The organism is Sphingopyxis sp. H073, from assembly GCF_001468395.1.
Taxonomy (GTDB): domain Bacteria; phylum Pseudomonadota; class Alphaproteobacteria; order Sphingomonadales; family Sphingomonadaceae; genus Sphingopyxis.
This window is the reverse complement of the sequence record NZ_LNSG01000005.1, coordinates 1-26,941: the sequence shown is the minus strand read 5'-3', so window position 1 is coordinate 26,941 and position 26,941 is coordinate 1. Positions and strand designations below refer to the sequence as shown.

The 26,941-nt window shown below is 64.1% G+C and carries 29 protein-coding genes and 1 riboswitch; of the genes, 5 read left to right on the top strand and 24 right to left on the bottom strand.

Annotation, left to right across the window (positions count from 1 at the left end; all coding sequences use genetic code 11):
• Positions 1-174: 174 nt before the first annotated feature.
• Positions 175-1,185, top strand: a complete 1,011-nt coding sequence (locus tag ATE64_RS10655) for a site-specific integrase (protein ID WP_230960947.1) — start codon at positions 175-177, stop codon at positions 1,183-1,185.
• Between the two features lie 359 nt (positions 1,186-1,544).
• Here the strand turns inward: ATE64_RS10655 and cobU are convergent, their stop codons facing one another.
• From cobU to ATE64_RS10575, 16 genes are read right to left on the bottom strand one after another with little or no spacing between them, the layout of a single operon-like run.
• Positions 1,545-2,051: a bifunctional adenosylcobinamide kinase/adenosylcobinamide-phosphate guanylyltransferase gene (gene cobU, locus ATE64_RS10650; protein ID WP_039330671.1), complete on the bottom strand. Its 507-nt coding sequence runs from the start codon at positions 2,049-2,051 to the stop codon at positions 1,545-1,547.
• A complete protein-coding gene (locus tag ATE64_RS10645; RefSeq protein ID WP_039330669.1) occupies positions 2,044-3,507 on the bottom strand; it encodes a cobyric acid synthase in 1,464 nt (487 codons plus the stop codon). Before ATE64_RS10645 ends, cobU begins: the two co-directional genes overlap by 8 nt.
• Positions 3,495-4,448 carry an adenosylcobinamide-phosphate synthase CbiB gene (gene cbiB / locus ATE64_RS10640; protein ID WP_039330667.1) on the bottom strand — a complete coding sequence of 318 codons (954 nt, stop codon included), beginning with the start codon at positions 4,446-4,448 and terminating at the stop codon, positions 3,495-3,497. Before cbiB ends, ATE64_RS10645 begins: the two co-directional genes overlap by 13 nt.
• Complete coding sequence (locus ATE64_RS10635; protein ID WP_039330665.1) at positions 4,441-5,430, bottom strand: threonine-phosphate decarboxylase; 990 nt, start codon at positions 5,428-5,430, stop codon at positions 4,441-4,443. The genes cbiB and ATE64_RS10635 overlap by 8 nt, the downstream gene beginning before the upstream one ends.
• On the bottom strand, positions 5,427-6,143 hold the full coding sequence (cobS, locus tag ATE64_RS10630; protein ID WP_039330663.1) for an adenosylcobinamide-GDP ribazoletransferase: 717 nt from the start codon (positions 6,141-6,143) through the stop codon (positions 5,427-5,429). The genes ATE64_RS10635 and cobS overlap by 4 nt, the downstream gene beginning before the upstream one ends.
• A gap of 13 nt (positions 6,144-6,156) precedes the next feature.
• Positions 6,157-6,726: a histidine phosphatase family protein gene (locus tag ATE64_RS10625; RefSeq protein ID WP_039330661.1), complete on the bottom strand. Its 570-nt coding sequence runs from the start codon at positions 6,724-6,726 to the stop codon at positions 6,157-6,159.
• Positions 6,723-7,739, bottom strand: a complete 1,017-nt coding sequence (gene cobT, locus ATE64_RS10620) for a nicotinate-nucleotide--dimethylbenzimidazole phosphoribosyltransferase (RefSeq protein ID WP_039330659.1) — start codon at positions 7,737-7,739, stop codon at positions 6,723-6,725. Before cobT ends, ATE64_RS10625 begins: the two co-directional genes overlap by 4 nt.
• Positions 7,736-8,143 carry a DUF1636 domain-containing protein gene (locus ATE64_RS10615; RefSeq protein ID WP_039330657.1) on the bottom strand — a complete coding sequence of 136 codons (408 nt, stop codon included), beginning with the start codon at positions 8,141-8,143 and terminating at the stop codon, positions 7,736-7,738. The genes cobT and ATE64_RS10615 overlap by 4 nt, the downstream gene beginning before the upstream one ends.
• Positions 8,144-8,168: 25 nt before the next feature.
• Complete coding sequence (gene bluB / locus ATE64_RS10610; protein ID WP_081095568.1) at positions 8,169-8,816, bottom strand: 5,6-dimethylbenzimidazole synthase; 648 nt, start codon at positions 8,814-8,816, stop codon at positions 8,169-8,171.
• The gene (cobO, locus tag ATE64_RS10605; protein WP_039330652.1) at positions 8,813-9,439 is read right to left on the bottom strand and encodes a cob(I)yrinic acid a,c-diamide adenosyltransferase; all 627 of its coding nucleotides are present in this window, start codon (positions 9,437-9,439) and stop codon (positions 8,813-8,815) included. Before cobO ends, bluB begins: the two co-directional genes overlap by 4 nt.
• Entirely contained in the window at positions 9,429-10,193 is a 765-nt protein-coding gene (cobF, locus tag ATE64_RS10600) for a precorrin-6A synthase (deacetylating) (RefSeq protein ID WP_039330650.1), read from the bottom strand. The genes cobO and cobF overlap by 11 nt, the downstream gene beginning before the upstream one ends.
• The gene (cobA, locus tag ATE64_RS21160) at positions 10,190-10,912 is read right to left on the bottom strand and encodes a uroporphyrinogen-III C-methyltransferase (protein ID WP_039330647.1); all 723 of its coding nucleotides are present in this window, start codon (positions 10,910-10,912) and stop codon (positions 10,190-10,192) included. The genes cobF and cobA overlap by 4 nt, the downstream gene beginning before the upstream one ends.
• The gene (locus ATE64_RS10590; protein ID WP_039330645.1) at positions 10,909-12,222 is read right to left on the bottom strand and encodes a cobyrinate a,c-diamide synthase; all 1,314 of its coding nucleotides are present in this window, start codon (positions 12,220-12,222) and stop codon (positions 10,909-10,911) included. Before ATE64_RS10590 ends, cobA begins: the two co-directional genes overlap by 4 nt.
• Positions 12,219-13,004, bottom strand: coding sequence for a precorrin-4 C(11)-methyltransferase (gene cobM / locus ATE64_RS10585; RefSeq protein WP_039330643.1), 786 nt, complete (start codon positions 13,002-13,004; stop codon positions 12,219-12,221). The genes ATE64_RS10590 and cobM overlap by 4 nt, the downstream gene beginning before the upstream one ends.
• Positions 13,001-13,366: a cobalamin biosynthesis protein gene (locus tag ATE64_RS10580; RefSeq protein WP_039330641.1), complete on the bottom strand. Its 366-nt coding sequence runs from the start codon at positions 13,364-13,366 to the stop codon at positions 13,001-13,003. Before ATE64_RS10580 ends, cobM begins: the two co-directional genes overlap by 4 nt.
• Positions 13,363-14,571, bottom strand: a complete 1,209-nt coding sequence (locus ATE64_RS10575; protein ID WP_039330640.1) for a bifunctional cobalt-precorrin-7 (C(5))-methyltransferase/cobalt-precorrin-6B (C(15))-methyltransferase — start codon at positions 14,569-14,571, stop codon at positions 13,363-13,365. Before ATE64_RS10575 ends, ATE64_RS10580 begins: the two co-directional genes overlap by 4 nt.
• Between ATE64_RS10575 and ATE64_RS10570 the strand changes: the two genes are divergently transcribed.
• The gene (locus ATE64_RS10570) at positions 14,570-15,331 is read left to right on the top strand and encodes a cobalt-precorrin-6A reductase (protein WP_039330637.1); all 762 of its coding nucleotides are present in this window, start codon (positions 14,570-14,572) and stop codon (positions 15,329-15,331) included. The two genes, ATE64_RS10575 and ATE64_RS10570, sit on opposite strands and share 2 nt — an antisense overlap.
• Here ATE64_RS10570 and cobJ read toward each other — a convergent pair.
• The 7 genes from cobJ to ATE64_RS21620 all read right to left on the bottom strand — a co-directional run bounded on the left by cobJ (position 15,295) and on the right by ATE64_RS21620 (position 23,953).
• Positions 15,295-16,071 carry a precorrin-3B C(17)-methyltransferase gene (cobJ, locus tag ATE64_RS10565; RefSeq protein ID WP_039330635.1) on the bottom strand — a complete coding sequence of 259 codons (777 nt, stop codon included), beginning with the start codon at positions 16,069-16,071 and terminating at the stop codon, positions 15,295-15,297. The genes ATE64_RS10570 and cobJ overlap by 37 nt on opposite strands.
• Complete coding sequence (gene cobI / locus ATE64_RS10560; protein ID WP_039330633.1) at positions 16,068-16,805, bottom strand: precorrin-2 C(20)-methyltransferase; 738 nt, start codon at positions 16,803-16,805, stop codon at positions 16,068-16,070. Before cobI ends, cobJ begins: the two co-directional genes overlap by 4 nt.
• A complete protein-coding gene (locus tag ATE64_RS10555; RefSeq protein WP_039330631.1) occupies positions 16,802-17,431 on the bottom strand; it encodes a precorrin-8X methylmutase in 630 nt (209 codons plus the stop codon). Before ATE64_RS10555 ends, cobI begins: the two co-directional genes overlap by 4 nt.
• Positions 17,431-18,558, bottom strand: coding sequence for a cobalamin biosynthesis protein CobG (locus ATE64_RS10550; RefSeq protein WP_039330629.1), 1,128 nt, complete (start codon positions 18,556-18,558; stop codon positions 17,431-17,433). The genes ATE64_RS10555 and ATE64_RS10550 overlap by 1 nt, the downstream gene beginning before the upstream one ends.
• The gene (cobN, locus tag ATE64_RS10545; protein WP_039330627.1) at positions 18,555-21,833 is read right to left on the bottom strand and encodes a cobaltochelatase subunit CobN; all 3,279 of its coding nucleotides are present in this window, start codon (positions 21,831-21,833) and stop codon (positions 18,555-18,557) included. The genes ATE64_RS10550 and cobN overlap by 4 nt, the downstream gene beginning before the upstream one ends.
• Positions 21,834-21,841: 8 nt before the next feature.
• Entirely contained in the window at positions 21,842-22,879 is a 1,038-nt protein-coding gene (gene cobW, locus ATE64_RS10540) for a cobalamin biosynthesis protein CobW (protein ID WP_039330625.1), read from the bottom strand.
• A 180-nt stretch (positions 22,880-23,059) separates the two neighbouring features.
• Positions 23,060-23,291, bottom strand: a riboswitch (cobalamin riboswitch).
• A gap of 89 nt (positions 23,292-23,380) precedes the next feature.
• Entirely contained in the window at positions 23,381-23,953 is a 573-nt protein-coding gene (locus tag ATE64_RS21620) for a hypothetical protein (protein WP_058456841.1), read from the bottom strand.
• Between the two features lie 131 nt (positions 23,954-24,084).
• Here ATE64_RS21620 and ATE64_RS10530 point away from each other — a divergent pair, with 131 nt between their 5' ends.
• A complete protein-coding gene (locus tag ATE64_RS10530; RefSeq protein WP_058456840.1) occupies positions 24,085-24,300 on the top strand; it encodes a hypothetical protein in 216 nt (71 codons plus the stop codon).
• Positions 24,297-25,142 carry an IS21-like element helper ATPase IstB gene (gene istB / locus ATE64_RS10525; RefSeq protein ID WP_006949666.1) on the top strand — a complete coding sequence of 282 codons (846 nt, stop codon included), beginning with the start codon at positions 24,297-24,299 and terminating at the stop codon, positions 25,140-25,142. The genes ATE64_RS10530 and istB overlap by 4 nt, the downstream gene beginning before the upstream one ends.
• A gap of 54 nt (positions 25,143-25,196) precedes the next feature.
• On the opposite strand, the gene ATE64_RS10520 is transcribed toward istB, so the two are convergent.
• Entirely contained in the window at positions 25,197-25,658 is a 462-nt protein-coding gene (locus ATE64_RS10520) for a TetR family transcriptional regulator (protein ID WP_058456839.1), read from the bottom strand.
• 365 nt (positions 25,659-26,023) lie between these two features.
• Between ATE64_RS10520 and ATE64_RS10515 the strand changes: the two genes are divergently transcribed.
• On the top strand, positions 26,024-26,788 hold the full coding sequence (locus ATE64_RS10515) for an IS6 family transposase (RefSeq protein WP_006949122.1): 765 nt from the start codon (positions 26,024-26,026) through the stop codon (positions 26,786-26,788).
• The last annotated feature ends 153 nt before the right edge of the window (positions 26,789-26,941 follow it).

The window sequence follows — 26,941 nt, the reverse complement described above, 5'->3', positions numbered from 1 at the left end:
TGGCGTAAAAAGTATACCCAGCTTGTACGGTGGATTTGCTGTCCGATAAGAGCCCTTCACGGACAACACGACAATCTATATAGAGTGCCTCAAATCCGCTGCGACGCCGCCGCTCTCCCAAGGGCAGAACGCCGAAGAAACCAGCGGCGCGATCGAGCATGAAGGAGAGGCGCTTTGGCTGACGGCACCGGGCTGATCGTTGAGGTGCCGATCGATGAGGGCCTCGTCTCGCTCGGACAGGCAATCCCTCCGCAGCTCGCCGCCGAAATCGAGGCCGCCCGTTCCTACAGGGCGCGATCCAAGGCCGCGAACACCGTCCGCGCCTATGACAGCGACTGGCGGCAGTTCGAAGAATGGTGCTGGACGCGCGACCTTGAGCCCATGCCCGCGATGCCCGAGGTGGTTGCAACCTGGCTGGCGTCACTGGCTCAAGCGGGGAGGGCGGACAGTACGATCGGGCGGCACCTTGCTGCCATTGCCTGGCACCACAGGCAGGCGGGGCACGTGGCGCCGCAGCACCGTGATCCCCGCGATGTCATCGCCGATACGCTCGCCGGCATTCGGCGCGAGCAGCGCGCACGGCCGACACGCAAGAAGAGCGCCATTCTGGCGGCCGATCTGGCGCGGATGATTGCGGCTGCAGAAGGATCGAGCCCGAGGGCAATCCGTGACCGTGCGGTCATGGCGCTGGGCCTTGCAGCAGCACTTCGGCGCTCGGAGCTGGTCGCTCTGCAGCTCGCCGATCTCGAGCTCGTGCGCGAAGGGCTCAAGCTGACGATCCGGCACTCGAAGACCGACCAGGAGGGGGAGGGGCAGGTCATCGCAGTTCCGTCGGGCAAGGTGCTCAAGCCCGGTCCCCGCCTCAACGAATGGCTGAGCGTCAGGGGAGGGGAGGCGGGGCCCCTTTTCTATCGAACCGATGCTCAGGGCTTGATGACGAAGGAGCCCATGTCAGATCGCTCGGTTGCTCGCCTGATCCAGCGCTACGCCGAGAAGGTCGGTCTCGATCCGGCTGCGGTCGGGGCGCACTCGCTTCGATCGGGATTCCTGACCGAAGCTGCGAAGGCTGGTGCTTCACTGCCAAAAATGCAGGAGGTCTCGCGACAGAAAAAGGTGGAGGTGCTGCTTGGCTATGTCCGAGATGCGGCTTTGTTTGAGAACCACGCTGGCAAGAGCTTTCTCTAGCCTAGGTTCAGGCTGAAACGCGGTGCCCCAAGGACCAAGGGAGCCACCGCGACACTTACCGCGCGCACATACACCGTGACGGTGGTCTGAAATGTAACCGATTTTGAGCAGAGTCCGACGCCAAGTTGCACTGCTACCCAACTTTGAACCGCTTGGGTCTAGAGTTTTCCGCCACCAGATAGGCACTCTCGTCGCGGAAAAAGATGTCCCGACAAGCCGCATCAACGTTATGAACGCCTTCCAAACCGGGCAGCCAACCATCGCCATGGGCAGCGCCATGATCCAGCTTCTGGCGGTCTTTCTGGCCGGCTCTCGCGCAATTTGAATTCCAAATATGCCATTAATACAATGGGACATTTTCATTTGAACTGCAAATTCAAGCCAGCGCACAGCAACTGCACCTCGTTCGCGCAAGCCGCGACACGTTGATGAAGAAACCCGGCCTCATCCCGAAACCGGCGCGCCAACTGGTTTTCCGGGACGATGCCCAATCCGACCTCATTGCTGACGAGTATGAGGGTCCCTTGCGCAACCGTGATGGTCTCAATGAGTGTGCGGACTGCCGCCGGGATATCGTGATCGCCGATCAGGAGATTGGTCACCCATAGCGTGAGGCAGTCCACCAGCAAGACCCGGTCGGGTGAGGCATGCAACTCGATCGCTTCCGCAAGTTTAAGGGGGGCCTCGACCGTTTCCCATTCCACGCCGCGATCCGCCTGGTGCCGAACGATACGGTTGCGCATTTCCTCGTCGAAAGCTTGAGCCGTAGCGATGAAGACTGGCGACAGGCCGGTCGCCTCGGCTCTGGCCTGTGCATAGCGGCTCTTGCCCGAGCGCGCTCCGCCAATCACGAACAGGCTACGCATCGTCTTTCCCCATTGCGAGTTTCAACAAACCATCCACATCGAGATGATGTTCAAGCTCAGCCGCGATCGCATTGAGCGCGTCATCCACCTTCGCATCATGGTCGATCCCGTCCGACTGCGCGCCGAGCATGCCGAGCAGAGCTGAACGCAGCGCCGTGCTGGCAAATGCTCCGTGGACGTAAGTGCCCGTGACTTGCCTGTCTGCACTGGTTGCGCCGTCGGGCCGCCCTTCGCCGAGCAGCGCAAAGGGGTGACGGCAATCGGGACCGCTGGTCACGCCCATGTGCATTTCAAAGCCGGTGAAGGCTTGATCGAGCGCAGTGCCTGCAACCTGGCGCAGCGCCTTATCTCCGGTCAGGACCGTTTCGACATCCAGCAGACCCAGACCGGGGATATCTTCAGGTGGTCCCTCGATCCCTTCCGGATCGGCGATGCGGCGGCCGAGCATCTGATAGCCGCCGCAGATGCCCAGGACCTTTCCACCGCGCCGATGATGCGCAAGGATATCAATGTCCCAGCCTTGTTCGCGCATCGCCTTCATATCAGCGATCGTGGCTTTTGATCCGGGCAGGACGATCAGCGCACAATCACCGGGGATGGGCTGGCCTGGCGGTACCATGACCAGTTCGACCGAGCTTTCCGCTTTGATCGGATCGAGATCGTCAAAATTGGCGATCCGGGGGATGATCGGGCAGGCGATTTTCAGGCGACCGGCGGTTTCGCGTGCGGTTCGTTCAAGCACGACCGCATCTTCGCTTGGCAAATGGGCAGTGGCGCGCAGCCAGGGCACCACGCCATAGCCTCGCCAGCCCGAAAGCGCCTCGATCTGCCGATAACCGTCGGCAAAGAGCGCCGGATCGCCGCGAAACTTGTTGATGAGAAAACCCCGGATCATCGCCGCGTCGTCCGGGTCCAATACCGCCCTCGTGCCAACGAGCGCAGCAATGACGCCGCCGCGATCGATATCGCCGACCAGCACGACTGGCACACCGGCAGCACGGGCAAAGCCCATGTTGGCGATGTCGCCTGCCCGCAGGTTGATCTCCGCCGGCGAGCCGGCGCCTTCAACCACGACGACATCGCACTGCGCCTGCAGCCGGTGCCAGCTTTCCATGACCTCGGGCAGCAGTTCGCCACGCTTGTGCCGGAAATTGCCACCGCCCAGCGTGCCGCGGACCTTGCCGTGAACGACCAATTGCGATGTGTGGTCGGCCTGAGGCTTGAGCAGTACCGGGTTCATGTCGGTGTGCGGTTCGACCCGGCATGCTAGAGCCTGCAAAGCCTGGGCGCGGCCGATCTCGCCGCCATCGACGGTAACCGCAGCATTGTTCGACATGTTCTGGGGCTTGAACGGGCGAACGCTCAGCCCGCGATTGGCAAGGGCGCGGCACAGCCCGGCAACCAGCACCGATTTCCCGACATCGGAACCCGTGCCCTGCAACATCAGAGCGCCCATACGATATCCTTCCAGGTGAGAGCGGCCACGATGGCCCAGAGCAACAGGCAGGCGCGGACATAAATGCGCAAAGCGCGCCTGACGTCAGCAGCGCCAGCATCGCGCCGCCCGCTGCCGATCCAGTCCTTGGCATGGGTCACACCATCGTAGGACACTGGTCCCGCGAGCGCGAGATCTAGCGCGCCCGCCATGGCCGCCTCGGTCCAGCCTGCATTGGGTGAGGCGTGGCGGCGGTGATCGCGCCACAGCGTGGCCCACCCTCCGCCGCCGGCAAGACATACCACGACGCCGCCAAGCCGAGCCGGCAGCAGGTTCATCACATCGTCCGTGCGCGCCGCAGCCCACCCAAAGGCGCGCCAGCGCGCTTCCTTATGGCCGATCAGGCTGTCTGCCGTATTGATCGCCTTGTAGGCCCAGACGCCGGGCAGGCCGCCGATAACCAGCCAGAACAGCGGCGCGGCGATGCCGTCGCAAAAGCTTTCGGCCAGACTTTCGATTGCAGCTCGTGCCACACCCGCGCGATCAAGGGTGTCGGTATCACGCCCGACGATCATGGAGACGGCATGGCGCGCACTTTCGAGATCATTCTGCTCCAGTGCGACTGCGATGGGAAGAACATGATCGTAGAGGCTGCGTTGGGCCAGAGCGGGCCAGGCCAGTGCTGCGGCACCAAGCCACCAGCATGAGCCCAGCAGGTGCCGGGCGAGCGCGGTAAGGCCAAGTCCAGCCCCGATTGTCAGCACCAGCAGTATCAGAACGGTCATGACGCCGAGCGTCTTGCGTATGCCGTCTGAGTGAGTTGGCCGGTTCCATGCGCCTTCGCAGGCATTGATGATCCGGGCAAACAGGCCGACCGGATGTCCGACACGGCGATACAGCGCGCCAGGCCAGCCAATGGCAGCATCCAGCACCAGGGCCATGAGCGCGAACGGTTCAGCCATGGTCTTCGAGCACGGCACAGAGACGCTCCATCGCCTCGTCGTTGGCGGGCAGGCCAAAGCGTAACCAATCCGGTTTATCGGCGAAGGGGCGGCTGAGGATCGCAGCCCGGGCAAGACGTTCAAACAGGTGTGACGCGTCCGGCGTCGTTATCAGCCGGAAGAGTGGGCATGCGCCGCTTGCCAACAAACCGAACGAGGCCAAGCGCTGATCGAAGCTGGTGGCCTCGGCGATGAGGCGCTCCCGCATCGCGTCCTGCCAGGCGATATCCTGATAGGCGCGGGTGCCGATGGCGATCGCAGCCGCCGAGACCGGCCAGGCACCTAGCTGCTTACGCAGACTCGCCAGGATCGGACGAGGGCCCAGCACAAAACCGAGCCGCAATCCGGCGAGGCCAAAGAATTTCCCGAAGGACCGAAAGATCAGGAGTCTGTGCCGATCATCAACTTGGTCGGCGAAACTGTGGTCGGGGTGGCAGTCTGCAAAGGCTTCGTCGATTACCAGCCACCCTTTCCGACCACGCCGCACCAGAAGATCGCTCAAGGCTTCCCGAGAAAGCAGGACGCCATCCGGGTTGTTGGGGTTGGCAAGGATCAGGCTTGATCCATCGGCCAGCGCCAGATTGCCAAGCGTTACGGGATGGCTGGAGGCCGCCATCTCGCCGTGGGTGCGATAGGATGGAACGGCGTGGCAGACGTCATCGCCCAGCACCCTGCCGGCGAGGCGAAGGCCAACTTCGGTGCCTGGCACCGCGCAGACATGATCGGCATGACACCCGAAGCTGGCGGCGGCCGCTTGCTCCAGCGCGCGCAGGGCCATTTCGTCTGGCAGGGCACGCCAATCGATCTCCACCGCCCCTGCACCGTGCCAGACATGCGGATTGATCCCGGTGGAAAAATCGATCCAACCACGCGCATCGTCGCCGAAATGCGCGCGGGCCGCAGAGAGGCCGCCGCCGTGCCATGTCCAGCGATCGCGGGTCATGCGGCCGCCATCACGACAAGCGCCAGCAGCAGCGCCGCCTCGATCAGTTCAATTCCGGCGCCGTGTCCATCGCCCGAGATGCCGCCAATAGCGCGCTTGATCCACAGGCCCCATAGTGCCGCAGCAGGAACCGCAATGAGCAATGCAGGAAACGCCACCGTGGTGGCGAGAAGTACTGCGGCCCACAGCGCCAGATCGATCGGCCTGATCGCGCCCCGAAAGCGCGCACCAAGGCCATCGTGCAACGGCGATAGCAACAAGGTCCATGCCAGCGGCGCGATGCGCGCGGCGACCGGCACCCAGATCAGTGCCAGAAACTGGCTGTGCTCGATCATGCCATGCAGCAGCACGAGCTTGGTCAGCAGTTGCATGGTGATGGCCGTTACGCCGAAGCTGCCGACATGCGGATCTGCCAGGACGGCCAGGAGCCGCTCGCGGTCCTTGTGGGCCGCGCCGCTGGCATCGGCCATATCTCCCAGACCGTCCAGGTGAAGGGCTCCGGTGACGAGAACCCAGGCGATCAAGGCGGCAAGGGCTCCGGTCCAGGGATCGGTCCTTGCTCCAACCCAGGCGGCCCCGGCAACGATAAGGCCAATCACCAGCCCAGCAGCTGGAAACCAGCGCATGGACTGGGCGAATTCCTCGGCAGAAACCGTGAGCCGGGGTGTCGGCAAACGGGTGAGGAACTGGAGTGCGATGAGGAAGCCTTTCATGCGATCGGGCGCTTCATGTCCAAAGGCCCGCGATCTGGGCTGAGCGCGGCGTTCCCGGCCAGACCCGCAGGCTGATCAGCGCGGCATAGGGAAGGTCAAACGCCCAGACCTGCCGCTGTCCGAAGCCGAACAGGCTGGCCAGCGCAGCCCGGATTGCTCCGCCATGCGTTACGACCAGCGTGTCTTGCGGCGGGATTGCGGCCAAGGCCGCTTCCACGCGCGAAACCAGAGCAGACCAGCGCTCACCACCGGGTGGCGGATTGGCGTCCGGGTCGTCCCAGAACGCGCTGATCGCGGCACTGTCGACCTTAGCGGGTGCCAGACCGTCCCAGTCGCCGAAGTCCAGTTCGCGCCACCGTGAGTCGAGGATCGGGTGCAGCCCTCTTGGATCGGCGATAGCTCTTGCTGCCTCTGCCGAGCGCTGGAGATCGGAACATACAATCGACTGGAACGACAGTTCCTCGACCTGTGCCACGCATGATGCGACGCCCTCGGGCGTCGTAGGCGCATCGGTCCTTCCGAGAAGCAGACCGGGGTGGATGGGCTCGCCATGCCGCATGAGGTGCAGGAAAAACTCGCTCATACGCCAGCAGCCACGCCAGCTTCGGCAAAAGTGGCCATCTGGTTGTGTGCGGCGAGAGCTGAACGCACGATCTGGGCCGCGACCGCAGCGCCGCTCCCTTCGCCCAGGCGCATGCCCAGAGTGAGGAGCGGTGCGAGACCGAACCGCTCGAGCAACCGTTTGTGACCAGGTTCGGCCGAACAATGCCCTGCCAGGCAATGGTCGACAATTGCAGGTTCGGCGGCAAAGATCGGCGCGATGGCAGCGCAGCAGATGAAGCCATCCAGGAGCACCGGCACCCGAAGTTGCCTTGCACGGACAATTGCACCTGCCATTGCGGCTATTTCCCTCCCGCCCAGACGCCGCAGGGTTTCGAAAGGCGTTGACGGTGCAACCTGATGGAAGACGAGTGCCGCTTCGATTACACCGATCTTGCGCGCCACGCCCGCCGGATCGAGCCCCGTTCCCGGGCCGACCCATTCGCCTGCACCGCCTCCCAGCGCCTTTGCACAGAGGGCTGCAGCGGCCGTGGTGTTGCCGATGCCCATCTCGCCAGGGACAAGGAGATCAAGGCCGGCTTCGACCATGGCGGCCCCGGAAGACAGCGCGGCAAGGCATTCGCTTTCGGTCATGGCCGGGGCTGAGGTGAAATCGGCGGTTGGCCGGTCAAGCTCCAGCGCCAGCACCTGAAGATCGAGCCCGGCAGCGGCACACAGCGCGTTGATGGCAGCGCCACCTGCTTCAAAATTGGCCACCATCTGGTGGGTGACTTCGGGAGGAAAGGCGCTCACGCCCCGTGCCGTGACGCCATGATTGCCCGCAAACACGACTGCACGCCCCCGTTCCAGCCGGGGTCTTTCGTGGCCTTGCCAACCGGCCATGAAGATCGCGATCTCTTCCAGCCGTCCCAGGGATCCTGGCGGCTTGGTCAGTTGCGACTGCCGGTTGCGCGCGCTGGCCATTGCTGTTTCATCTGGCGCAGGCATATCGGCAATGGCAGCATCAAAGGCATCGACGGAAGAAAACGTGCTCATTGCGCGACAAAGCCCGGCGGCGGTGTGCGGGTGATGAAGTGGCCTTTGACGCCCTGCGGCCAGTCCTTGAACGGAACCCGGCCATGTTCGCTTTGCGCATAATGGACGGCATAATCGAGGATGGCAGCGGCGGCATCTTCATCGGGAGTGAAGCGGCCCAGAACATACCCGACTTTGCCTGGCGCACGAAGATGGACCGTGCAGAATTCGCTGCAGGCGAACAAGCAGGGCATTTCCTGCACCGCGATACCGGAATAGCGTTCATCGCGTGCCTGCACGGCGCGCAGGGCCTCGACCATACGCGCGCCACCACGCACACCGGCGTCATCCTCCTTTGCGGTGCTGCTGTGTCGGCAGGTGTTGCATGCTACTACGGCAGGGCCGTCCTCGACGGGGATCAACATAATTTCTTGCTCCATAGATTGGGGGTCATCGGTCGAACACTCGGTTGGTCACAGGTTCCCGGGCTTGCCAGCCCCGCCGCTCCAATTCGGGTGTCTGGGACGGGTCCTGGGGGTATCCGAAGCACAGCAGTGCAATCAGCGACCAGTCGGCGGGTACGTCCAGCAAGGCGCGGATGACACCGGGCTCGAGGATCGATACCCATCCGACGCCAATGCCGCGGAGCCTTGCCGCCAGCCAGAGTGTGTGGATCGCCAGCACGCATGAATAGCGCAACATCTCCGGCATACTGACAATGCCAAGTCCATGGCCTGCTTTGGGCTGCTCATCACAGAACACCACGATCAGTTCCGGGGCTTCGCGAAGGCCATGCAGCTTGAGCGAACGATACAGTTCCTGCCGGGCTTGGCAGGCATATTGCTGCGCTGCTTGTGCGTTCTGTGCATCGACATGGTCGGCCAGCGCCTGACGAAGGGTGGATGAACGCACGCGCACGAACCGCCAGGGCTGCGCATTCCCGACCGAAGGCGCGAGGGAGGCACACTCCAGCAGCGCACACATCTCCTCTTCCGCGACAGCACGGGCTTCGAAGTGCCGCACATCGCGTCGCCAGCGCAGCAGCTGCGCAAATCGAGCCGCGAACTCGGCATCGAACTGGGGCGGCAGATCGCTCAGAACTCGATCCCTGCCTGCGCCTTCACGCCCGAGCGGAAAGGGTGCTTGATCATGGTCATCTCGGTGACGAGATCGGCCGCCTCGATCAGTGCATCGGGCGCATTGCGTCCGGTGACGATGACATGTTTCATCTCGGGTTTCGCGGCAAACGCCTTAAGAACCTCATCCAAGGGCAGGTAGTCATACCGAAGGACGATGTTGAGTTCGTCGGCTACCACCATCTGGTAAGCCGGATCGGCGATCATGCGGCAGACTTCATCCCAGGCAGTACGTGCCGAAGCGATATCGCGTGTCCGGTCTTGCGTATCCCAGGTGAAACCTTCACCCATCGGCTTGAACTCGACATTTTCCGGGAAAGCGTCGAACACCGTCTTTTCGCCTGTCGCCATCGCGCCCTTGACGAACTGGACGACCCCGACCTTCATGCCATGTCCTATTGCGCGCACGACCATACCGAGTGCAGCGCTTGTCTTGCCCTTGCCCGTGCCAGTGTGAACGATCAGCAGCCCCTGCTCGCGGGTCTTGGTGGCCATCATGGTGCTACGCGCAGCCTGGATCTTGCGCATTTTCTCGGCATGGCGCGCATCTGCGCTTGCAGCTTCTTCTTCGCGGTCAGCAGGCATCGGCTCGTTCCTTTCGCATCAGGTAGACATCCATGATCCAGCCGTGGCGAGCGCGCAGTTCCGCGCGGCGCGCGGCAATCTGCGGCGCAGAATCGGCAAGTGGCCCATGCACCAGTGCTTCTTGCGACATGCCCAGATAGGCACCCCACCAGATCGTGATGCCAGCAGGATCGAGGACTTCGAAGGCGCAGCCGGAATCGAGCATGACGACGATCGTGTGCACTCCCAGCGGCCAGCCTTCCCGGCGCAACCTGCGGCCGGTGGTGATCGTGACAGGTTCGGCCAAGGCGTTCAGCGGGATGGCGTGAGCAGCCGTAAGAGCCTGAATGCTGGTGATACCGGGTTCGACGCGAACAGTTAGGTCGACCCCAGCCGTCCGGAGCCGATCGGCAATACGCAGTGTGCTGTCGTAAAGCGACGGATCGCCCCACACGAGCAGCGCGACCCGCCCACCATCAGGAAGGTGAACTGCTATCTGCTCTGCCCAAATCGCTGCAATCGCATCGTGCCAATCGTCGACGGCCTGCGTGTAGTCGCCATCCTGTCGGCGAACGGGCATGTCGAACTCGGCCATGCGGACCGGTGAGGCCAATGCGGCGCCACAGATGGAGTGGCGCAGGTCCAGGAGATCTGATTTGGCATCGCCTTTGCGGGGCAGCAGAATGAGATCGACCGCGTTGATTGTGCGTATTGCAGCACGCGTCAGGTGGTCGGGATTCCCGGTGCCTATGCCGATCAGATGGAGGTGGATCATGCCTCCTCCATCATGGGGCCGTAGATCACCAGTGCGGTTGCATCCGATCCGCCGTCGGCAAGTGACCGAGCAAGTCCGGCAATAGTGCTTCTGGTAAGTCTTTGGTCCGGTCGGCTAATGTTTTCTGCCAACAAGGCTGCAGTATCGTCCGCAAGTCCTGCCGCGACAAGCTGCGCAGCAAGCGCCGGAAATGTGCGCTTTGGCATGAAGACGACCGTTGTGGCACAAGGGTCGGCAAGCGCTGATAGATTGAGGTCTTCGGGTAAAGTGCCAGTCTTGCCATGTCCGGTTACGAACTGGACGCGTCTAGCGTGCTCGCGTCGTGTCAGTGGTATCGCGGCAGCTGCCGCTGCGGCGGTCGCCGAGCTGACGCCAGGAATGATCTCGAACGAGATTCCCGCATGGCGAAGCGCCTCAATTTCTTCTTCGAGTCGGCCGAACAAGCCAGCATCTCCCGATTTGAGCCGGATGACATGCTTCCCGGCCAGGGCATGGTCCACCAGAAGACGGCTGACTTCGGCCTGACTTGGAGATGGCCGACCGGCGCGCTTGCCTACCGCTACCAGTTCAGCGTCATCGCGCGCGCGGGCCAGGATCGGTCCCGCAGCCAGATCATCAAACAGGACCACCTGCGCTGTCTCAAGACGAGAAACGGCTTTAAGGGTCAGCAGCTCGGGATCGCCAGGGCCCGCACCCACAAATGATACGAACCCTTTCACGATGCGTTCGCGATCATGTGGAAGAAGGTTCCGGTCACGCGGCCGCGATACGAGCCTGTTTCGGCAACCGCGACGCCATCTGCATCGGTTACACATGCCAGCGCTGCGTCTGTCTGCTCGAGGATCGTCGAGTAGTGGAACTCGTGGCCGCGCAGTCTTTTGCCTTTGGCCAGTCCGGCTATCGGTGCCAGCAGTTCGGCCTGGCGATAGCCGAGATGCATCTTGCGCTGTGCATAGCTGGTAACAAGCCCCAGCAGGCCGGCCATACGATGCCGTTCTCCCGACTTGTCCACCAAGGCCTCGCCCAGAACCATGTAGCCGCCGCATTCGCCGTGGACCGGGCGGGTCTTGGCGTGATGGCGCAGGCCGGTCAGGAAGTTCGTCGCTGCAGCGATGGTCCCTGCGTGCAATTCCGGATAGCCGCCCGGCAGCCAGACAAGATCGGCATCGCGGGCAGGGGCCTCGTTTGCCAATGGCGAGAAGGGCATGATCTCCGCGCCAGCCCGCCGCCAACCTTCGAGCACATGGGGATAGACGAAGGAAAAGGCGGGATCGCGGGCGATGGCAATCCGCTGGGCAGGGGGAAGCGGCAGTTGGCCGGGGGCCGGAGGCGGGGCGCTGTTGCTGCTGGCGGCATGGCGGATGGCATTCAGATCGACATTTGCACGCAGAAATGCGGCATAGTCCGATATCGCCCGCTCGAGATCGGGATGCTCGACAGCCTGGACCAGACCGAGATGGCGTTCTGGCAGGGTGAGATCGCCGCGCCGGGGCAGGGCACCCAGCACAGGCATGCCTATCGCTTCCATCCCCCGGCGCACCAGCCGTTCATGGCGGGGACTGGCCACCCGGTTCAGGATCACGCCTGCAAACGGCAGCGTGTCATCCAGATGCTTGAAACCGAGCGCCGTTGCAGCGGCGGATTGGGCTTGTCCGGACACGTCCAGCACCAGCACAACCGGCCAGCCCATTGTCCGTGCAATGTCCGCACTGGCGCCATTGCCAACGGCACCCCGGCTCGCGACACCATCGAAAAGGCCCATCGAAGCCTCGGCAAGCACCATGTCCGCGCCAACAGCCTCTCCCGCGATTGCAGCGATCAGCTCGCCATTCATGGCCCAAGTATCGAGGTTGAACGACGCACGGCCGCAGGCGGCGCGGTGAAAGGCGGGATCGATATAGTCGGGACCGCTCTTGAAGGGCTGGACCACCGCGCCGTCTTCAACCAGCGCTCGCAGCAGGCCCAGCATGACCGTAGTCTTGCCCGTTCCCGATGCCGGAGCGGCGATCATCAGGCCTGAAACGCTCATTCCCCGGCTCCTGCAAAGCGCGAGCTCGCATCCTGTGGGCGGAAGCGCCGGTCGTAGCCGTGGGCGTAGAGGCTGCTTTGTGCGAAGTCCTCCGCCCCCAGCACCCGTCCGACAAGGATCAGCGCGGTTCGTTCCATGCTGCCGGCGATGGCTGTTTCGACGGTGTCGAGGGTGGCCCGGACGATCCGCTGGTCGGGCCAGCTGGCGCGCCAGACGACCGCAACGGGGCAATCCGCGCCATAGGCGGGAGCAAGATCGGCCACGACCCGCGCGAGGTTGTGGATCGATAGATGGATAGCCAGAGTCGCGCCCGTCACAGCGAAATTGGCGAGGCTCTCGCTCTGCGGCATCGCGCTGGCCCGCCCTGGCGTGCGCGTGAGTACCAGCGACTGGCCGAGCTCGGGCAAGGTCAGTTCGGCTTCCAGAGCCGCCGCTGCCGCCGAGAAGGCGGGAACACCCGGCGTGACCGTAAACGGAATGTCCAGTGCGCGCAGGCGGCGCAATTGTTCGCCCATTGCCGACCAGACGGACAGGTCGCCCGAATGGAGGCGGGCAACATCGCACCCTGCGGCGTCAGCCTCCGCTATCTCGGCGATGATCTCGTCCAGCGTCATGGGCGCGGTGTTGACGATGCGGGCACCGGGCGGACAGTGATCGAGTACAGCCACGGGAACCAGCGAACCGGCATAGAGGCAGACCGGGCTGGCGGCGATCAGGTCGCGCCCTCGCAGGGTCAAAAGATCGGGTGCGCCGGGGCCGGCGCCGATGAAGTGGACGGTCATGGCTGTGATCCTTCGGCAATGGCGCAGCTGGCCATGCGATCGGGCGAGATGTGGCGCGTGCGCAAAAGGCGGGCGCCCGGACCAGCGGCGACCAGCGCGCAGGCTTCTGCGACACTGCCGGTCGCGCGTGCCTTCAGGCTGGCGGCAGAGCTGGTGGGCGTAGGCGTGGTGGACAGGGACGCCGATGGGATGCCGGTCATCGGCAGTCCCAGTGCCTCTGCAAGCGGTACCAACGCAGACGTCTTGTCGATGGCGGTCGCCAAATGGGTTATAGGGGGCAGCCCGTCCTGCGCCAGTTCCAGCGCCGCCCGCAGCGAAGCGAGGCCTGCGCCGCGCCGAAAGCCGAAGCCAGCCACGATCATAGCGTGACGCTCCACTGTACCACGGGATAGCGCCCCTTCCAGCCATGCCGCTGGCCAAGGGGCACGGCATCGGCCAGTTCGATCCGCAGCAGACTGCCGCCCTTTGCGCCATGCCAACGGGTAAGAGCGGCTTCAGATTCAAGGCTCACGGCGTTCGCCACCAGCCGCGTTCCATCAGGCAGCCGGGCCCAGAGGGCATCGAGCAGCGGGTCGGACAAGCCGCCACCGATGAACACAGCATGCGGATGGGGGCCTTCCGGCAGGCCTTCGGGCATCCGGGCATTGATCACATCCAACCGGTCTACACCCAGAGCCTTGGCGTTTGCGCGGGCGCGGCCGGCCCGTAGCGGATCGGCTTCGAACGCGGTCGCCCGGTTGGCGGGATGAGCCAGCAGCCATTCGATCGCGATTGACCCAGAACCCGTGCCGATATCCCAGAGCCATTCACCGGCACGCGGGGCGAGGGCCGAGAGGGTCAGGGCGCGCACCGGGGCCTTGGTGATCTGTCCGTCGTGATCGAACCACGCATCCGGTCTGCCGGATGTGACGGGCAGGACATTGCCTGAACCGGCGAACGCGATGCCCACGGCAACGGGATGGGCAATGTCTGCGAACGGCAGGGCTTGCGCGGTCGTCACGCGGAGGCGTTCATGGGGGCCGCCCAGCGCTTCCATCACATGAAGCGTCGATGGGCCGAAGCCCTTGCTGGTCAGATATTGCGCCGCCGTGGCAACGGCATCGCCATCGCGCAGCAGGACAATGGCGCGCTGGGCGGGTGCGATATGGGGGCACAAGCGGTCCAGCGGCGCTGCGTGCAGGCCGAGGCAGGCCGTTTCCTCGATCGGCCAGCCCAGCCGGGCGGCAGCAAGGCTGAAGGTCGATGGCGCGGGGTGCGCAACCCATTCCGCCGGACCGAGATGGCGCGCAAGGCTTGCGCCTGCGCCGAACCAGAACGGATCGCCCGATGACAGCATGACCACCCGCCGCCCGCGATGCGCCAGCAGTTCGGCTATGCCGTCGGCAAAGGGAACTGGCCATTTGAAGACCGCGCAGGTAAGCGCGGGAAGCAGCGCTAGATGGCGCGCCGATCCCATGACCAGTTCGGCCCTGGCCAGCGCGGCCCGGCCCGCTGAGCACAGGCCGTCCACGCCGTCTTCACCGATGCCGATGATCGTCAACCATGCGCGAGGGTCCATGTCAGCCATGCCGAATGTTCTCCTGCTTGGCGGAACAACCGAAGCGAGCGCACTGGCGCGCCTGCTTGCGGCAGCGCAGGTTGCGACGACACTCAGCTACGCGGGCAGGACCGACAACCCGCGGCCACAGCCGGTGCCGATCCGCGTCGGCGGCTTTGGTGGGGTGGCGGGGCTTGTGGCCTATCTCCAAGACCATCGCATCACGCATCTGGTCGATGCGACGCATCCCTTTGCCGCGACTATGAGCGCACATGCCATAAAGGCCGCGCGGATTGCCGGGATTGCCCATATCGCCTTGACCAGACCCGCATGGGAGGCCGGGTCGGGCGATCGCTGGACATGCGTGAGAGACACTGCCGCTGCGGTGGCCAAACTTGCGGGCACGCCGCGCCGCATCCTGCTCGCGCTGGGCCGAATGCATGTGGAAGCCTTTGCCGCACAGCCGCAGCATCACTACCTGCTGCGCTTTGTTGACCCTCCGGCTGCGCCCCCAGGCCTGCCCTCCCACGACCTTGTCATCGATCGCGGGCCGTTTACGGCTGAAGGTGATCGGCTGCTGATGCAGTCTCACATGATCGACCTTGTTGTGTGCAAGAACGCCGGTGGCACGGGCGCCGAGGCAAAGCTTGTCGCTGCGCGCCAGCTCAAGCTTCCGGTCGTGATGATCGACCGCCCGGTGATCGGTGACCGGATCGAGGTCTGTCGCGCAGAAGATGTGCTGGAATGGCTTGGTCATGAGGCCACTTCCGCAACGGACCGGGGCGTATAGAGGATAGGGCCTGCCGCACGTTCGATGATCCGCGTCCGGCTTGATCCCACGATCACCGTGGTGCGCATGTCGGCCATTTCATCGTGCGCCTTGCCCAGCGGCACGATGCGCAGATCTTCCTGCGGCGTTGTGACGGCGCGGGCAAACAGCATCGGGCGATCATCGCCGCACAGCTCCTTCAATAAGGCCAGCGCACGGGCGAAGCCTTCGGGACGTGCCTTCGAGCGGGGGTTGTAAAGCGCCAAGGCAAAGTCCGCCTCCACGGCCAGCCGCAGCCGCTTTTCGATCATGGCCCAGGGTTTCAGGTTGTCGGAAAGATTGATCGCGCAAAAATCGTGACCCAGCGGTGCCCCGGCCCGTGCACTGGCGGCCAGCATGGCGGTGATGCCCGGCAGCACCCTGATATCCAGCGTCCGCCAGCGGGAAGGACCTGCCTCAAGCGCTTCGAATACCGCCGAGGCCATCGCGAACACCCCCGGATCACCTGACGATACGACAACGACCCTGCGGCCCTGCGCCGCAAGATCGAGCGCCAGAGCGGCGCGGTCGAGCTCCACCCGGTTGTCCGAGGGGTGAAGCGTCAGGCCTTCGCGTGCAGCTATCCGGGCGACATAGGGAATGTACCCGATCACGTCCGTAGCCCCGGCCAGCGCGGCGGTGACTTCGGGTGTGACGAGTGCCTCGTCTCCTGGTCCCAGACCGGCGATTGCTAGCCAACCCTTGTCCTTTTCCCCGGTCATGGTCGCCTCCCCTGACCATGGATCAGCAGGATCGAGAAATAGGGGGTCACCGCCTCAGCCTCGGCCAGCATGGTGACGCGCTGTCCGGGCATCGCTGCGTGTTCGACCAGCCATGCCGCATCCATGCGCCCGGCGGCTGCCACGGCGCGGCGAAGCTTGGGCAGGTTCCGACCGATCTTCATCACCACCAGCGCGTCAGTCTCGCGGATCCGGCGGGCAAGCTCGGCTTCCGGCAGCGTGGCCATGACCACGGTCATCACATCATCGCCCCAGGTGATCGGCAGGTCCGTCGCGGTCCAGGCGCCAGACATGCCCGTGATGCCAGGGACGACTTCCACCGGTATGCGGCCTGAAAGGCGGGCATGGAGGTGCATGAAGGAGCCGTAGAAGAACGGGTCGCCCTCACACAGCACGACGACGTCCTCACCCTGCTGCGAAATCGCTGCAAGCCGCTCCGAACAGTGCGTGTAGAACGCCGACAGGCAGGCATTGTAGCGAGGATCGGATACCGGGATTTCGGTGGTTACCGGATATTCCATCGGAAACTCGATCACGTCAGCGCGGAGCATCCCTTCCACGATGCGCCTTGCCTGGCCGGGCCGCCCAGCCTTGCGGAAATAGGCGACGTGGTGCGCCGTGCGTACAAGCCGGTCGGCGCGCACGCTCAGCAGGTCTGCCGCACCCGGACCAAGCCCGACACCGTGAATGGTGCCGATGTTCGTGCCGGCGTTCATTCGGCCGTACTCGCCAGCGCGTTGATGGCCGCCACGGTGATGGCACTGCCGCCAAGGCGGCCCTCGACGACGCAGCAGGGTGCAGGAGGAGCGGCCCAGAGGGCAGCCTTGGATTCAGCTGCTCCCACGAAGCCCACCGGACAGCCGATGATCGCCGCAGGGCGTGGGCAGGCGGGGTCTTCCAGCATGTTCAGCAGATGAAACAGCGCGGTTGGTGCATTGCCGATCGCCACGACCGCACCCGCCAGAATGGGCCGCCACAGTTCCAGCGCGGCAGCGGATCGGGTGTTGCCGATCTTGCGTGCAAGGTCAGGCACCGCAGGATCTTGCAGCGTGCAGATGATTGCGTTGCTCCCGGGAAGCCGGGCGCGGGTGATCCCTTCAGACACCATCCGCGCATCGCACAGTATCGGCGCGCCGCCGGCCAGCGCAGCGCGTGCCGCATCGGCAAATCCCGACGAGAACCGGATATGCGCTGCAAGTCCGACCATCCCGGCCGCATGGATCATCCGCACTGCCACCTGCTCTTCGCCTGGCGCGAAAGGGGAGAGATCGGCTTCGGCGCGGATCGTGGCAAACGACTGGCGATAGATCGCTGCCCCGTCGGTTTCATAGACATGGGGCATCAGACGGCTCCAAAATGCGCGAGGATTTCGCTGGCGCTCAAGCCGGAGCGGGACGGAGGCGATCCGGCTTTGCCAGCAAGGACCAGATCGAACCTGCCGTTGCGTCCGGTCAGCGTGACATCGGCCACCTGCGAGCAGGCGCAGCCTTTGGCACAACCCGAAACGTGCAGCCGTCCCGAGACATAGGGCGCAAGTCGGCGCGCAAGCGCACGGGTTTCAACCGTCGCCTGTGCGCACAATGGTGCGCCCGGGCAGGCTTCCACATGGGGCAGCGGATCAGGTTTAGCGCCGGTGGACGGGTGGGTCCGGGCAGCCGCCGCCCCCTCGATCAACAGCCGCCGCCACGGTGTTGTTCGCAGTCCAGAAGCAGAACCGGATTCGAGCAGGATGGCGAGCTCCGAAGCCTCTATCAGCCCGAACGCCAGCGCGATCGATGGATGATGTCCGGTGCCAAGCACATGGCCCGGTTCAGCCATTGCAGGCGCGATCGCACCTTTTGCCCATGCGGGAAGTTCCGCATCCCAACGGGCCATGCGCCCGGCTGCGGCGGCGCCGCTCGCGGCGAACCAGTGAGCGAGAGCGATCAGGGCGTCCGCTTCCGTGCCTGGAGACAGGCTTGATCCGGTGAGGCAACCATCGGCGCGAAGGATGAGGCTGCCGTCCGTGCCGCGTTCGACACGGAAATCGCCGGATGCGCCGGTCAGCACAGCGGCAGGGCCGGCATCGATGACGAACCCGACCTTGCCGGGAAGATCGGGCCATTCGCCTATCCGGGCCAGCAGGGCGTTGGCGATGCGGTGGGTGTCGTCGTTCTCCTGCCAGTCGGGCGCGACAAGGACGTTGCGCCGCGCTTCGAGTGCAGGCTCGGGCTGCACTAATTCCAGCGCAATCAGCCTTTGGATCAGCAAGGGCCAGCGATCTTGGGCAACGCCGCGAATCTGCAGATTGGCGCGCCGCGTCAGGTCGATCAGCCCGCTGCCGCAGGTGGCGGCCGCATCGCAAAGGGCCAGCGCCTGCTCCCGTGTCAGCCGCCCGAGCCGGGGTTTGACCCGCACCAGTAGGCCGTCGCCGGATATCATCGGGTGCCATGCGTCCGGGCACCAGCCCTTGACGGCAAATCCGGTCATGGTGCCTCCCGCAGGCTGGCCAGGATGGAATTTCGCCGGGTGCGCCAGAGGCCCGCGGCATGCAGCGCGGCAAAGCGCGCTTCCATCGCCGCCAGTGCATCGGGATTTTCGCGTTCGAGGAAGGCGCGAACTTCGGACTGGCCGAGCGTTGCCTCGTGATAAAGGTCGATCAGCTGCGGCGGCACGCTGCCGGAAAGATGTGCGAAAGCGCCAAGATGGTCCAGCGTCGCGGCCAGTTCCGCGCCCCCACGAAAGCCGTGGCGCATCATTCCTGCGATCCAGCCTGGATTGGCGGCTCGGGCACGGACCACGCGGGCAATTTCTTCGGTCAGCGTGCGGGCCGCCGGGTTGTTCGGGTCCCGATTGTCGAGATGATAGAGTGCGGCCTTGCCTCCGACAATCGCCTGGGCTGCGGCAAAGCCTGCCTCGTGCCCGGCATAGTCCGCGGCCAGCAAGAGGTCGGTTTCAGGCAGGTCCTGCAGGTGGACGAAGGCGTCCGCGCTGGCCACTCGCAGACGGATGCCATCGGGGTCAGCCTCGCTTCCCGTGCTGGAATCGGAAACGCTATCCAGCGCGTGGTCGGAGGCTGCCAGCCATGCTTCGCCCGCCGCACGCCGGGCATCATCGGTATAGGTTTCGGCCGCGTCTCCGATCCCGAGTCCATACCGGCCCGGACGCGGACCATAGACGCGCGGCGCTGGGGCCAAGGCAACGAAAGGGTTCCAGTCGGCGGGTTCGTCCCTGGTGCACAGCGCCCGGACGGCCTGACCGAACAAGGCGGGCAGGGTGGGAAAGGCATCACGAAACAGGCCCGAAACGCGCAGCGTTACATCGAGGCGAGGGCGGTCGAGCATGGCGAGTGGGAGAATCTCAACCCCCGTCACGCGCTCTGAAGCCATGTCCCACATCGGCTTTGCCCCCAGAAGGTGCAGCGCCATCGCAAACTCTTCACCAGCCGTGCGCATGGTGGCCGAACCCCACAGATCCACCACAAGGCCACGCGGGTAGTCGCCGTGATCCTGCAGATGGCGGCGGAGCAGCTCCTCGGCGAGCACGACGCCCTGTGCATGCGCTGCGCGCGAAGGTACTGCGCGCGGATCGATCGTGTAGAGGTTGCGTCCCGTCGGCAGCACATCGGTTCGTCCGCGATGGGGCGAGCCAGATGGTCCGGGAGCGATCCATCGGCCGTCCAGCCCAGCCAGAAGCCCGTTCCGCTCTGCCGCGCCCTGTTCACCGCGGCCGAAAACGTGGAGACCGTCACCGAACTGGCTGGCTTTCACATCGCAGACGAAGCGATCGATCCGGGTGATCGCTTCGACCAGAGTGGTGGCGGTATCAAGGCCGAGCTCTGCCTCCAGCCCCAGCGCGGCAGCTTCCTCGCGGATGGATTTCTGCAGACGGTCCCGGCGGGCAGGGTCCAGCCCGTCGGCATTGGAGAATTCGTCCAGCAAAGCCTCGATCCGGCCCAGCCCGGCGCCGCTTCCGGTCGGGACGAGCGGCGGCGGCACATGGCCGATGGTGACAGCACCGATGCGGCGCTTGGCCTGCGCTGCCTCGCCCGGATCGTTGACGATGAAGGGATAGATGACCGGCATCGCTTGTGTCAGCGCTTCGGGCCAGCAAGCGTCAGACAGCGCTACAGCCTTCCCCGGCAGCCATTCCAGCGTACCATGCGCGCCAACATGGACCAGCGCATCCGTACCCTGCTGGCCCAGCCACAGGTAGAAGGCGACATAGGCGTGCCGCGGGCAGCGCGAGAGGTCGTGATAGTCTGCATCGCGACTGATAGGCTCGCCCCGCTCGGGCTGAAGCGCCACCAGCACCTGGCCGAGCGTGAGCGCCGGGAAGCGAAATGCCCCATCGACAGCCAGCGGATCGTCTTCCGGCTCTCCCCATGCCGAGGCAAGGTCCTGCCGCAGCGTCTCGGGCAGGGCGGACATGGCAGTGCGATAGGCATTCAAAGGCCAGACCAGATGCTCGGTCGCCAGCTGCCTGGCAAGATCGGTGGGGCGGCTGACCTTGTACCCGGCCTCTGCCAGATCGGCGACAATCGCATCGACTGAGGCCAGCGCGTCAAGACCCACGGCGTGCGCCATCTGGTAGGCCTTGCCGGGGTAGGTCGACAGGATCAGGGCGACGCGGCGTTCGCATGCCGGCTTGCGGGCCAGCCCGATCCAGCGCGCCACGCGGTCGGCGACCGCTGCGATCCGGTTGTCATCGCCGCGGTGCGAATAGGGAGCGAAGCCGAGTGCCGGATCGCGTTCGCCCGCTTCCTTGAAGCTCGACACGCCTGCAAAGATGCGCCCGTCAATCTCGGGGAGTACGACATGCATGGCAAGGTCAGCCGGCGAGAGGCCACGCGATGTGCGCGCCCATCCTGCGCGCGGTGCGGTGGCAAGCGCGATCTGGAAGACCGGAACGCCCCCCCCGTCGAGCGGCGTTCCGCCATCCTCGCCCCGCGCTGAAAAAGCCGTGGCATTGACGATGGCTGCAGGCGCCAGCGAACGCACCCAGCGATCCACCTGTGCCCTGACCTCAGGGGGCTTGAGCGAGGGGACGAAGATCGAGAGCGCGTCAAAGCCGCGTTGTTCAAGCGCGGAATGAAGCGCGGCGATCGGGTGCAGGTCGTGTGCGGCGAGGTACGCACGGTAGAAGACGATCAGGATCAGCGGCCGATCCGCATTGGGCCTGAAGCTGGCAGGATCGATGATCCCGCAGGAGGGGTGCCATCCGCCAGTTGCCGGCAAAGCCGTGCATTGCGTCACAGTGCTGACGCCAAGCCCTGCGGCGTGCGCGAGAGCGGCCAGGGCCGCGCGCGCCGCTGCCGCGCCGCCCTCGTCACACAACTGGCAAAGCTTGGCCAGCGTGGCGGCAGGAAGCGTGGAGACACTGTCGAGGTGCCAATCCGGCCGACCATCGGCAGGCAGGACAGCAAGCGCAATCCCGCGCGATCGGGCGAGGGTCTCGACCTGTTGAAGGCCGTAGCTCCAATAGGGCGTGCCGCCGATCAGCCGGATCAGCACGGCCTTTGCCCCGGCCAATGTCTTTTCGATATAGGTGTCGACCGACAAAGGGTGGATCAGCGCGGCAAGATTGGCGAGCCGCAACGAAGGAAATGCCGGATCCGCCGCTTGCGCCTGGCGCCAGCCTTCCGCGAACGCACCAAGATCGCTGTCCGAGAAGGACAGGACGACAAGATCCGCAGGCTCCTGCCCCAGATCCTGTGGGATGGCCGTTTCCTCCATCCCATGCGTTTCGCGAAAGATGACGTGCACGGCCTAGCTTAGCCTGCCAGCACCGCGCGAATGGCAGGCTCGTCGATATCGTCATGCTCGGCGATGGCGACCAGGGTGGTCTGGCGCCGCTCATCGGGGCGCCATGGGCGGTCGTACTGGTGACGAACCCTCGACCCGACGGCCTGCACCAAGAGGCGCAAGGGCTTGCCAGTCACGGCAGCGTAGCCTTTTACCCGCAGGATGCGATGGTCGCGGGCGAGCGTTTCGATACGCGCCACCAAATCGGCGGGATCGGCAATCTCGCCGAGCGCGATGACGGTGCTGTCGAAATCGTCGTGCTCGTGATCATCCTCATTGTCGTGATGCGAGGGCCGGGCAGCGATATCGTCTTCGGCGGCAGCTCCAAGTCCAAGGATCACGCGAGGGTCGACAATCCCTTCGGCTATCTCGATCACAGGCACGGGGCGGGGTGCTTCGGCCGCAATGGCTGCCCTTGCGGCAGCGACTCCGTCAGGTCCGGCCAGATCAACCTTGGTCAGCAAAACGAGATCGGCGCAGGCAAGCTGGTCCTCGAAGACTTCGGACAGCGGGGTTTCGTGGTCGATCCCCGGGTCTGCGGCGCGCTGGGCCTCCAGCGCTGCAAGATCGGGGGCAAACCGTCCGGCAGCAACCGCTTCGGCATCGGCCAGCGCAAGGACGCCATCCACCGTGATGCGACTGCGGATTGCCGGCCAGTCGAAGGCCTTGAGCAAGGGCTTGGGCAGGGCCAGCCCTGATGTCTCGATCAGGATATGGTCAGGGCGCGGATCAAGCGCGAGCAGGCGCTCTACGGTGGGAATGAAATCGTCCGCCACGGTGCAGCAGATGCAGCCGTTGGCCAGTTCGACGATGTTTTCCGCCGGGCAATCGGGAATGGCGCAGGATTGTAGGATGTCCCCATCCACCCCCAGAGTACCGAATTCATTGACGACCACAGCCAATCGGCGTCCGCCAGCGTTGCGGATCAGGTGGCTGATCAGCGTGGTCTTACCGGCACCCAGAAAGCCGGTGATGATCGTGACGGGTACCTTTGACAGGTCCGACATGGCAGTTCCTCCGCGCGCCAGAGCGACACCGGGCAGGGCTTGCCGGACAGGTCCGGTCGGCGCGCGACAACGGGCTGGCGCGACAGACGCCCGAAACCACGCGGCCGTGCAGCCCCAGCCGCACAGCTTCGTCGCTCAGACGGAAGAGTACCGTGCCTTGGCCATCCCCTGGACCCGGGCAAGAGCGACCAGAGCGCCGGCAGGTCTCCTGGCTCGCGGGTCACAGCTTGATGCACGCCTTCCCAGATGCGCGTTCATGCGCGGTCCAGTGGCTTTTCCTGCACGCGCAGGAAAAATGTGCATCGCGCTATCCGCTTACAGTTGCAGGGACAGCCGCGGATTTGGGAGCTACGCTCCCGCACCGCATTCCCGATTAAGCCCCGTTGGGGGCACCGGCGCGATCATCGATGGCACGGGCAAACCCGCATCATCATTGAATATCTCTAGACCCAAACTTCGATCATGCCAATCAAAGTTCGCGCTGAAATTGCAGGCGCAACCTCACTGTTCCGTTTCATCGGTTTCAACGGGAGCGCGGTCGAACCAGACGCGCCAGGGACCCACGTGCTCGTGACCGGCAGCGGCAAGACGGCGCAGGACGATGCGGGCTTTCGTTCGGCCCCGCCGTGTGTCGGGCCAATCAAAGAATTCAGGGTTTGCGCCTTCAGCCACAGCGGTGCGGATATGTGCGTCCACGGCACGATCCTGATCAAGGCCAAAGCGTTCAAGCATAGGTGAAAAGGCGGTGTCCGTATCGGGCACGAAATCGTGCCGTTCACCGTCCCAGTAGCGACGGATTAGAGGGTGTCGCTCGACGTTTTCGCGAAGCCCCGGGCGGCGACCTACCCCGGCGCCTTTCACCAGCAGGGACGGAGCAGAAAGGAGCAGGATTTCGATATCCGGTTTGCCGTAGCTGCTCTTCTGCAGTGTGTTGGCAACATTGGTCGCACCGGCTGTCTTGAGCACAGTGTCATAGAGAGACCCCGTGCTTGCATTGAAGCCAGCACCATCCCACGCAGCCACTCGTAGCGGCGGGCCCGGATCGCGCGCAAGGTCGGCCAGTTGGCGGTCCATTTTTGCGATCAATTCCTCGCCGCGAGCGGGCTCTCCTACTGCCTTGGCGACCTGTCGGGTTATCTTGCGGATATCGCCGCTGCTGGGATGCTCTGGAGGGTGCGCTTCCCAAAGCCGCCGCATGCCGCAGCATGGTGGGGCTGCTGTGGCTTGCGCATGACCAGGCCTGCGAGGCTGAGCTCGCCGCGACCCTGACCGGCATACTCGATGGCCAGGGTTTACCCGATCTGAGGGATCTGCAGGAGCGCTTCCAACGCCCCGGCAAAGAGCCGGCCGATGTGGTCGTCGATATTCCCCAGCCTGACACATACGACGATCTGCTCACCGCCAGGGAGATGGCCGCATGAGCATCACTGTCGACACCGCCCAGCTGCCCATGTTGCTTGGCACGCTGCGTCTGCCCACCATTGCCCGTCTCTGGCCGGACTTCTGTTCACGAGCGGACAAGGAGGGGTGGCCGGCTTCGCGCCTGCTGGCAGCCTTGGCCGAACTGGAACTCGCCGAACGCGAACAACGCCGGATCCAGCGCCATCTTACAGAAGCACGGCTGCCTCCCGGCAAGACCCTGGATGCCTTCGACTTCAGCCTCGTTCCCACCTTGAGCAAGGCCCAGGTCATGGCTCTGACCCAAGGAGATGCCTGGCTCAAGGCGGGCCACAATCTTCTGGCATTTGGTCCGCCCGGTGCCGGCAAGAGCCACGCCGCAGCCGCCATCGGCAACGAGCTCGTCGCGCGCGGATACCGGGTCTTCTTCACCCGAACCACCGATCTCGTCCAGCGTTTGCAGGCCGCACGTCAGTCCCTGACCTTGACCCAGGAGATCGCCAGGCTCGACCGCTTCGACCTGCTCATCCTCGATGACCTGTCCTACGTCCGCAAGGACCAGGCAGAGACCAGCGTCCTGTTCGAACTCATCTCTGCCAGATACGAAAGGCGCTCCATCATGATCACCGCCAACCAACCATTCAGCGGTTGGGATTCCATTTTTTTGGATAAGGCAATGACTGTCGCTGCCATCGACAGGCTCGTTCACCACGCCACTATCCTGGAAATGAACGTCGAGAGCTATCGCAGGCGATCCGCCCTGGCCTCAGCGACATCGCTCCGCGACAGTGCTCCTGATCCAGCGACATCGCCCAGCGACATCGAAACCATGCCAGCGACATCGCTGCGCGACAACGCCTCTTGATCCAGGCCAACCTCGTGTGACACTATCCCCAACGTCACCGCTGACACATCACCATCAATGTCGCTGACCAGTCACCGACGATGTCGCGCTACACGCATCCACGCTTTCGCCATGGCGGATTGCCAGATCGCGCCAGAACGCCGTTTCAGCGAACATTTCCTCGCGCAGCGCCTCTTCGATAGCGGTCTGACCGCTGGCGACGGCCTCGTTCTCCAGTTCCTGCAAAAGTGCCATCACCATACGGCCGGTGCTCAACCGATCCTGCAACAGCGACGTGAACACGTGATCAAGCTCGGCCCACCTCGGGGCACCCTCTTCCTGTAAAGCGGCCTGCGACTGCCGCCAGCGGCTAGATACCGCGATAGCCTTGAACGCGATCTGCGCGATGAGCCGCTCGCGATTGCCGATGTGGTAATTGATTGCCGACGGGCTCATTCCTGTCTTTCGCGCCAGACTTCGTGCGCTGAGCGCTGCCAGACCGCTCTCTTCGGCAAGGTCATACGCGGCCTCACTCATCCGCTCTGCCTGGGGCGAGGCTTCATCGGACATATATCGCAAGCGACTCAAACCTGACACCCTTCTGTACAGCCGTTCGAATTAAGCTCCGCCCGAATTCGGCTGGCTTTCCCAATCTAGATAGAGCCTCACCACACCGTTGCCAAGTTTGCTCCCTGAGCAGGACGGCATCGCGCATATCGCTTCGCCGACGGCGCATCCGCACAGGATACCCACGAGCGTTTCTCCGGCTGTCATAGAAGATTCACACGATACACCTACCTGTACAGCCGTTCGATTCGGGCAGGGGGTCCTATGAAGGGCTCTGTTGCAAACTCTGACACGGTTTCCAAGATTGGGCTCATGTACTGTCAAGGTCAGTTGCGATGAACGATTTCAAAGGACGGCATTTTACCGGCGAGGTCATCCTATGGGCGGTGCGCTGGTATTGTCGATACGGCATCAGCTACCGTGATCTCGAGGAAATGCTGTCCGAGCGTGGGATCGATGTCGATCATACGACGATCTATCGCTGGGTGCAGCGCTACGCGCCGGAGATGGAGAAGCGTCTCCGCTGGTTCTGGCGGCGCGGCTTTGATCCGAGCTGGCGTCTGGATGAGACCTACGTAAAGGTGCGGGGCAAATGGACCTACCTGTACCGGGCGGTCGACAAACGGGGCGACACGATTGATTTCTATCTGTCATCGACACGCAGCGCCAAAGCGGCGAAGCGCTTTCTGGGCAAAGCTCTTCGTGGCCTGAAGGACTGGGAAAAGCCGGCCAAACTCAATACCGACAAGGCACCCAGCTACGGCGCAGCAATCGCTGAGCTGAAACGCGAAGGCAAACTGGCGGCGGAAACCGAGCACCGGCAGGTGAAATATCTGAACAACGTGCTCGAGGCCGACCACGGCAAGCTGAAGATGCTGATCAAGCCGGTACGTGGCTTCAAGTCGATGCCAACGGCCTACGCCACGATCAAGGGCTTCGAGGTCATGCGCGCCCTACGCAAAGGACAGGCCCAGGCATGGTGCCTGCAGCCAGGTATCATGGGGGAGGTGCGCCTGGTTGAAAGAGCATTCGGAATTGGACCCTCGGCCCTGACCGAAACCATGATTATGCTCAATAAGCATTTCGCCAATGCTGCCTAATCCCCCAACTGGGTGACGCCGCGCGGCCGTGCCCCATGTTTGCAACAGAGCCCCTGACGTGACCCCCAGCTTTCCCCCAGCTGGTATTAGAGCCGGGCGGTTGTTTTGCGCATCAGCGCGGTTGAAGCAATGGGCTGCGTAGCGGAGCCCGTA